Annotated in this window: 6 protein-coding genes; all 6 read right to left on the minus strand. The window is 68.4% G+C overall.

Annotation, left to right across the window (positions count from 1 at the left end):
* The coding region (recA, locus tag VGT00_15940) for a recombinase RecA (protein ID HEV8532913.1) at positions 1-1,622 on the minus strand (1,622 nt) is incomplete at its 3' end.
* Between the two features lie 166 nt (positions 1,623-1,788).
* Positions 1,789-2,370 (minus strand): RNA 2',3'-cyclic phosphodiesterase, encoded by a 582-nt coding sequence (gene thpR / locus VGT00_15945; protein ID HEV8532914.1) that lies wholly within the window; start codon positions 2,368-2,370, stop codon positions 1,789-1,791.
* A complete protein-coding gene (locus VGT00_15950; protein HEV8532915.1) occupies positions 2,370-3,593 on the minus strand; it encodes a nicotinamide-nucleotide amidohydrolase family protein in 1,224 nt (407 codons plus the stop codon). The genes thpR and VGT00_15950 overlap by 1 nt, the downstream gene beginning before the upstream one ends.
* On the minus strand, positions 3,590-4,054 hold the full coding sequence (locus VGT00_15955) for a phosphatidylglycerophosphatase A (GenBank protein ID HEV8532916.1): 465 nt from the start codon (positions 4,052-4,054) through the stop codon (positions 3,590-3,592). The genes VGT00_15950 and VGT00_15955 overlap by 4 nt, the downstream gene beginning before the upstream one ends.
* A 3-nt stretch (positions 4,055-4,057) precedes the next feature.
* Positions 4,058-5,368, minus strand: a complete 1,311-nt coding sequence (gene rimO / locus VGT00_15960) for a 30S ribosomal protein S12 methylthiotransferase RimO (protein HEV8532917.1) — start codon at positions 5,366-5,368, stop codon at positions 4,058-4,060.
* Between the two features lie 115 nt (positions 5,369-5,483).
* The coding region (locus VGT00_15965) for an ISNCY family transposase (GenBank protein ID HEV8532918.1) at positions 5,484-6,749 on the minus strand (1,266 nt) is incomplete at its 5' end.

Below are 6,749 nucleotides of genomic sequence, written 5' to 3' on the forward strand. Positions count from 1 at the left end.
CGAGTTGCGGGCTTGACGTACCGCTTCAAGATTCGGGCGGGCACGGCTCGCAGGTGGGCACGATCGGCCAGGGGTGCGCCGGCCCCTTCGAGCTCAGGCTGCCAGACGAACCGGCCTCGCTCACTAGGATGGAGCTTGAAATCCATCGAGGGGTGGACATAGGGCGCGACCATTCGGTGGAATCTGGCCGTCTGCTCCGAAGTGAGCCAGAAGCCCCGCCCGTCGTCCCGCGGACACCCGATACCGAGCCGCTCGAAGAGACCCGTCACGCGAGCGCGGGATTCGCCCTGGAGGGCTGTGTTGTAGAGCACGGCCTTCCCCTTGCCCCAGCGCGCGTACGACCCCATGAACGACCCATCATCGGCATACCAGACGGCCAATCCGCGAATATCGAGCCGATCAAGAGCGGCCGCTCGAGCGACGCGCTCGCGGCCGATCCCGTAGTAGTGCGCCCGCAAGTCGGCAAGCACCGGCATGGCCAGGGTGTCGAAGCCGAATCCATTGCCCGTACGCCGGATAGCGCTCGAGAAGGGCGCGAGCATCGAATGCTTCCAGCGGAGATAGTCTTTCTGCTCTTCACTGTGGCCTACCCGAAACGACGCGACGTGCGTGCCAACCTTGCGGAGGGAACCGTCCCCGAAGGTACCACCGAGGACCACCTGCCATTGATCGGCCGTCAGACTGTAGTCGCGCACCGAGACCAGCACCTCGTCACCAACCTCCAGATCGCCGGCTGCCGTCGGTCCGTTCGGGGTGAAGATGACGTGGTTCTCCGTTGCCCCGAAACGGCGGCGGCCGGACCGACCTCCTTCCACTTCGAACTGGATGAATCGATCGGCGCGACCATTGTCGAACCAGTTCACGATCCGGCGCGGCTCGATGCGGCCCGTGCGGGGATCGTAAGATAGGACCTCGACCTCTCGCCGCTGGTTCACGAGCTTGCCAATCTTCTCCGTGCTTCCATCGGCCAGCACGACTCGCGTCGTGTAGTGCAAGCAGCCGAACATAACGCCTATCTTCTCGCGTATTTGATTGATGAAGATGACCGCCCCGCCCGAGCGCGCGATGGCCGCCGTGAGCTTGCGCAGCGCTTGCGACATGAGGCGCGCCTGCAAGCCGGGGAGCGAGTCGCCCATGTCGCCGTCGAGCTCGGCGCGCGGCACGAGGGCCGCCACGGAGTCGATCACGATCACGTCGACGGCGTTCGAGCGCACGAGGGTCTCGGCGATCTCGAGGGCCTGCTCGCCCGTGTCGGGCTGGGAGATGAGGAGCTCGTCGGTATTGACGCCCAGATTCTTCGCGTAGATGGGGTCGAGGGCGTGTTCGGCGTCGATGAACGCGGCGGTACCGCCCCCATGCTGCGCCTCGGCGATGATGTGAAGCGCCAGCGTCGTCTTGCCCGAGGACTCCGGGCCGTAGATCTCGGTGACGCGCCCGCGCGGGATGCCGCCGATCCCCAGCGCCACATCGAGCGAGAGCGCCCCCGTCGGGATGACCGAGATCTCGTCGAACACCCCGCCCTGACCCAGGCGCATGATGGCGCCCTTGCCGAACTGACGGTCTATGGACGCGATGGCCAGGTCGAGGGCCTGCCTGCGATCGCTCTTCGCTACTTCTGCCATGGATGATCCTCCGGAGGCGCGCAAACGCCCGATTCGACAAGCAGTTCAATCATTCTAGAATTCGCCCCGCTTCAAAGTCAAAACAAACAGCCTTCGACCACCCATCCTGACCCACCCAGCGGCGTTGTCAATGTCCTTCGTGAGATACGGAGCACCCACAGGGCCCCTACTGGGGGCGGAGGGCCACGGCCGCGATGCCGGTATAGCGCGCGCCCGAGGGGAAGAGGTCGCTGCGCATGAGGGAAATGGCCTCCACGGACATCGTTCCGAAGCTCAGCGTGGCCCCGCGGGTCAGGCTGGCTCGGGTTTCGGCCATCCCCTCGCGCCGAGAGCGACGCTCGTCCACGATGCGGCCAATGGTGACATGGGCCTGCCAGGCCCGTGCTTCGAGCGGGAAGCCGCGGGTCTCGAGAGTTCTGGCCACGCGGGCCTGGAGATCACGCACCTCCTTGCTGCCCTCGGCGATGCCCACCCAGAGCGTGCGTGGGTGCTCGAGACCGGGAAAGGCGCCCAGACCTCGGAGGCCCATCGTGAAAGGGGCCACGCCGCGGACGGCCTCCTCGAGGGCGGGCACGATGTCGGCGAGCTGCTCCTCGGTCTGATCGCCCAGGAAGCGAAGCGTGACGTGCAGGTTGTGTGGCGCCACCCAGGCGACCACGCGGGAGAGCGGGCGGAGCCGGTCCATCTCGGCGGAGACGGCCCGTCGCGTCTGCTCGGAGAGGAAGATGCCGACGAATGCCCGCGGCATCAGCGCTGCAGTCGCCGGCGGAGCATGTCCAGCGCCGCCTGGGAGGACTGCCATTTGATCGCGGTCCGTCCCCCCGCGAACCGATGCCGCCTGACCTCGACACCCTCGGGGGCGGCGCACGCGACATAGACGGTGCCCACGGGCTTCTCGGGGCTGCCGCCGTCGGGGCCGGCGATGCCCGTCACCGCGAGCCCGCAGGGTGATCCGGATACTCGGCAAATGCCCGTGACCATCGCTTCGGCCACCGGACCGCTCACCGCGCCATGGGCGCGCAGGAGCGGCTCGGGAACTCCCAGCAGCTCTTCCTTGGCGCGGTTCGAGTAGACGATGACGCCCCTCTCGACCCAGCCGGAAGATCCCGCGACATTGGTGAGACGGTGCCCGACGAGCCCGCCTGTGCACGACTCGGCCACCGACACCGTCAGGCCCCGCTCGCGCAGCAGCCGGCCGACCACGGCCTCGAGGCTCTCGTCGTCCTGGCCATAGCAATCGAGGCCGAGCGCCGCCCGCACCTCGGCCTCCACGGGAGCGAGCGCGGCCTCCGCCAGCGAACGGTTGGCCCCGCGCGCGACCAGGCGGACATGGACATCGCCCTCGACGGACACGCAGGACACCGAGACGGTGCCGTCCTTGCCGAGCCAGGAGCCGAGACGCTCCTCGGCCTCGGCCGGACCGAGTCCAGTGGTCAGGAGCACGCGCTGAATGACTGCCTCATCGGCAGAGACAGTCGGGAGCGCCCTGAGGAAATTCCCGATCAAGAGCTCGAGGTGCGGAGAGCCCAGAGGCAGGACCACGAGAGTTCCGCTCTGCCCCGTGAGAGACCAGCCATCCCATCCATCAGGGGCCGAGGGCAAGAGCTCGGCGCCCTTGGGCAACAGGGCAAGTCGGTCGAGTCGACGGGGCATGGCCTGCCCGCGCTGGGTGAAGGCGGCCTCGAGCAGGGCCAGCCGGCGCTCGTTGAGGACGAGCCGGGCCCCGGTCAGCCGCGCGACCAGCCTGGGCACGAGCTCGCCGGCCGAGCCGCCGGGCTGAGCGAGGACGAAGGTCAGCCCCCCGGCCTCGAGCGCTCCGCGGAGCGCGGGCTCGAGCGCCGACTCGACCTCGTCGACCACCTGGCGCGAGGCAACCGGAATGCCTTCGGCGGCGAGGATGCGCGCCACCGTCCGGGCCACCGCATCGTCGGCCGCGCCGTCGCTCACCGTGAGCACCCAGGCCGAGCTCACCGGGGCACCCCGAAAAGCTGCCGCGCGCCCATCAAGAGGACGAGCGTGTAGGCGCCGGCGATCAGGTCATCCACCATGACGCCGAAGCCGCCGCGAAGAGCCTGACTCTCGCGCGCGGGAAAGGGCTTCCAGATGTCGAAGAGGCGGAAAAGGAGAAACGCCGAAACGAAGACCGCGAAGGCGCGGGGCAGGAACATCACGGAGACCATCATGCCCGCGACCTCGTCGATCACGATGAGTCCGGGGTCCTTGCGACCGGTCACGACCTCGACACGGTGAGCGGCCCAGATGCCGAGCAGGGTGACGACCGCGAGCACGGCCAGGAACCACAGACGCGTGAACGGGATGAACCAGAGGGCGACGGCGGCCACCAGGCTGCCCGCCGTGCCGGGCGCCACGGGAGAGTACCCGGCCCCCCCGCCGCTGGCTATCGCGAAGGCCAGGCGGTCGGACAGGCGTATCGCCTATTCTCCGACGAGCTCGTAGCCGTCCACTTCGACGATGCGGACATCAGCAAAGTGTCCGGGGTTGAGGTGAGGACCACGCAGATAGACGACGCCGTCGATCTCCGGAGCCTGTCCGGCCGTGCGTCCCTCGAAGGGGAAGGCGGGATCGGCGCTCGGACCGTCCACGAGCACCGTCTGCCGGGTGCCGTAGAGCGCCTTCTGGCGCGGCCAGGCCAGCCTGTCCTGGAGCTCCTGCACCTGCTGGGCGCGCTCCGCCATGACCTCCGGCGCGATCTGATCGGGCATGCCGGCCGCCGGCGTCCCCTCCTCCACCGAGTAGGTGAAGACGCCCAGGCGATCGAAAGCCGCGTCCTCCACGAAGGCGAGGAGATTGTCGAAGGCGCCCTCCGTCTCGCCCGGAAAACCCACGAGCACGGTGGTGCGGATCGTGATTCCCGGAATGGCCGCCCGGAACTGGCCGAGGATCTCCTTCATGCGGCGCGCGGTCACGGCGCGGCGCATGACGCGCAGAATGCCGTCATCGCCGTGCTGCACCGGCATGTCGAGGTACGAGACGACGCGCGCGCGCCGCCATTTGTCCACCAGGCGATCGTTCACGTGCGCGGGGTGGAGGTACATGGGCCGGATCCACGGCATGCGCGTATCGGAGAGCGCCAGCAGCAGGTCGCCGATGTCGCCGTTACCGGGAATCTCGCGGCCGTAGGCGAGCGTGTCCTGGGAGACGAGGATGGCCTCCTGGATACCCTGGCGCGCCAGTCCCTCGACCTCGGCGACGATGTCCTCGAGGGGGCGGCTCCTGTGCGCTCCGCGGAACTGAGGGATGGCGCAGAATGTACAGCCCATGTCGCAGCCCTCGGCGATCTTGACATACGCGTAGGGCACGCGACCCGTGAGCAGCCGCGGCGTCCGAGCGTCGTAGAGATAGCCGGGCGGCGCGCTCGTCACCCAGTCTTGTCTCCCTTCCGCCTGATTCACGAGCTCCACGATCCGATGCAAATCGGAGGTGCCGAGGATGGCATTGACCTCGGGAATCTCGGTCAGGATCTCGCCGCCGTAGCGCTGAGTCAGACAGCCGGTGACGATGAGAGCTCGTGCTCGTCCTGCTTCCTTGACGCGCGCGAGCTCCAGGATGGTATTGACCGACTCCTCTCGCGCCCGGTCGATGAAGGCACAGGTGTTCACGATGAGGCACTCGGCGGATCCCGCGACGTCCGTGAGCTCATGGCCGGCCTGGGTCAGCATGCCCTGCATGAGCTCGGAGTCGACCTGGTTCTTCGGGCAGCCGAGGGTGGTGAAATGGACTTTCATGGCGAGAGCTTATGATCCCATAGGCTTGTCGGGCAAGCAAACTGCGCGATCGGAACAAACCTGTTGCTGACAAGTGAAATGTCCCTTGGTTTTGACAAGTGATCTGTCCGCTTGGTCATGCGGGCTGGAGACGTCGGGAGGGGCGGGGGCGCCTGCGGGAGAGGGCGGCCGGGGGGATAGCAGGGGTCGGGCGGGGGCGCGATCGTTGATCCTGAGCCAAATGCACGCGCGCGTTTTGGGGCCGCTCCGCCTGCGGCCGGCCCTGGCCGTCATAGCGGCCGAAACAGCGGGCCCCGTGCCACACTGAGACCACGCCGTGGACGTCGCGCCGCACGGTCACGCGCAGGCCCGCACAGGTGGGGCGGCCGGGCTGCTTGGCCAGTTGCAGGGGGACGTCGTCGAGGGTAACGACGTTGTCTTTGCCCACGGTGCGCTCCTCCTGCTCGCACAGGATGGCGTCCAGATCCACGCCGTGCAGCGGCACGAAGGCGCTCGTGGAATCCGCGGGCGGCCGCGCGAACTCGTCGTGGTAGTCGGGGACGAAGCGCTCGATCAGGTAGGCATTGGCGGCGGCGAGGGTCGTGATCCCGGCGAGGGCGAGCTCGTTGACGAGGCGCCCCTGCACGGTGCGGTTGAGGCGCTCGCTACGGCCGCGGGCCTGCGGGGAATAGGCGCCGATATGCTCGATGCCGAGGCGGTCGAGGGCGCGGCCGACCTGGGTGCGGTGGGTGCGATCGACGGGGCCGCCGGCCTTGGGAGTGTAAAAGGCCCAGCGGGCGCGGTCGGTATACAGCGCGATGGGCAAGCCCCAGGTGGTGAAGACCGCATGCAAGGCGGTGAACACGGCCGCCGTGGTCTCGCCGGGCCAGAGCTGGGCGTAGAGCAGGCGCGTGGTCGCATCGTCGACGACGCTGAGGAGGATCTGGCGCTCGTCAGGGCAATGCCGCAGCCAGCCATGGGGGCTGCCATCGAGGTGCAGGAGCTCGCCAAAGCAGGCGCGGGGCTCGCGGCGGCGCCGGTGCCGGCCCCGCGCCCGCCGCTTGCGCACCAGCCCGGCTTCCTGCAGGGCCAACTTGATGAAGCTGTAGGAGAGCGTCACGGCGAGCTCCCGCCGGGCGAACCGATAAAAGTGCCGGACGTTCCAGCCGGCAAAGCGCTCCCGATAGAGGCGCAGGATGCGCTGCACCTCGGGGGCCGGCGCCTGGCGGCGCGAGGGGCGCACCCGCCGGCGGTCATACAAGGCCACCGGCCCCCCGGCTTCGTAGCGGGCCCGCCAGCGCCGCATGCTGCGCGGATCGAGGCCCAGAATGTCCGCCGCCTGTAACCACGTAATCGCCCCACTCAACGCGCGCACGATGACTTGCTGGATCTTCATGGCCCG

This window comes from Candidatus Methylomirabilota bacterium (assembly GCA_036002485.1).
Lineage (GTDB): Bacteria > Methylomirabilota > Methylomirabilia > Rokubacteriales > CSP1-6 > AR37.

Excerpts from the sequence above, each read along its gene's own strand:
- thpR (HEV8532914.1), bottom strand. The coding sequence starts at position 2,370 with ATGCCGCGGGCATTCGTCGGCATCTTCCTCTCCGAGCAGACGCGACGG.
- rimO (HEV8532917.1), bottom strand. The coding sequence starts at position 5,368 with ATGAAAGTCCATTTCACCACCCTCGGCTGCCCGAAGAACCAGGTCGAC.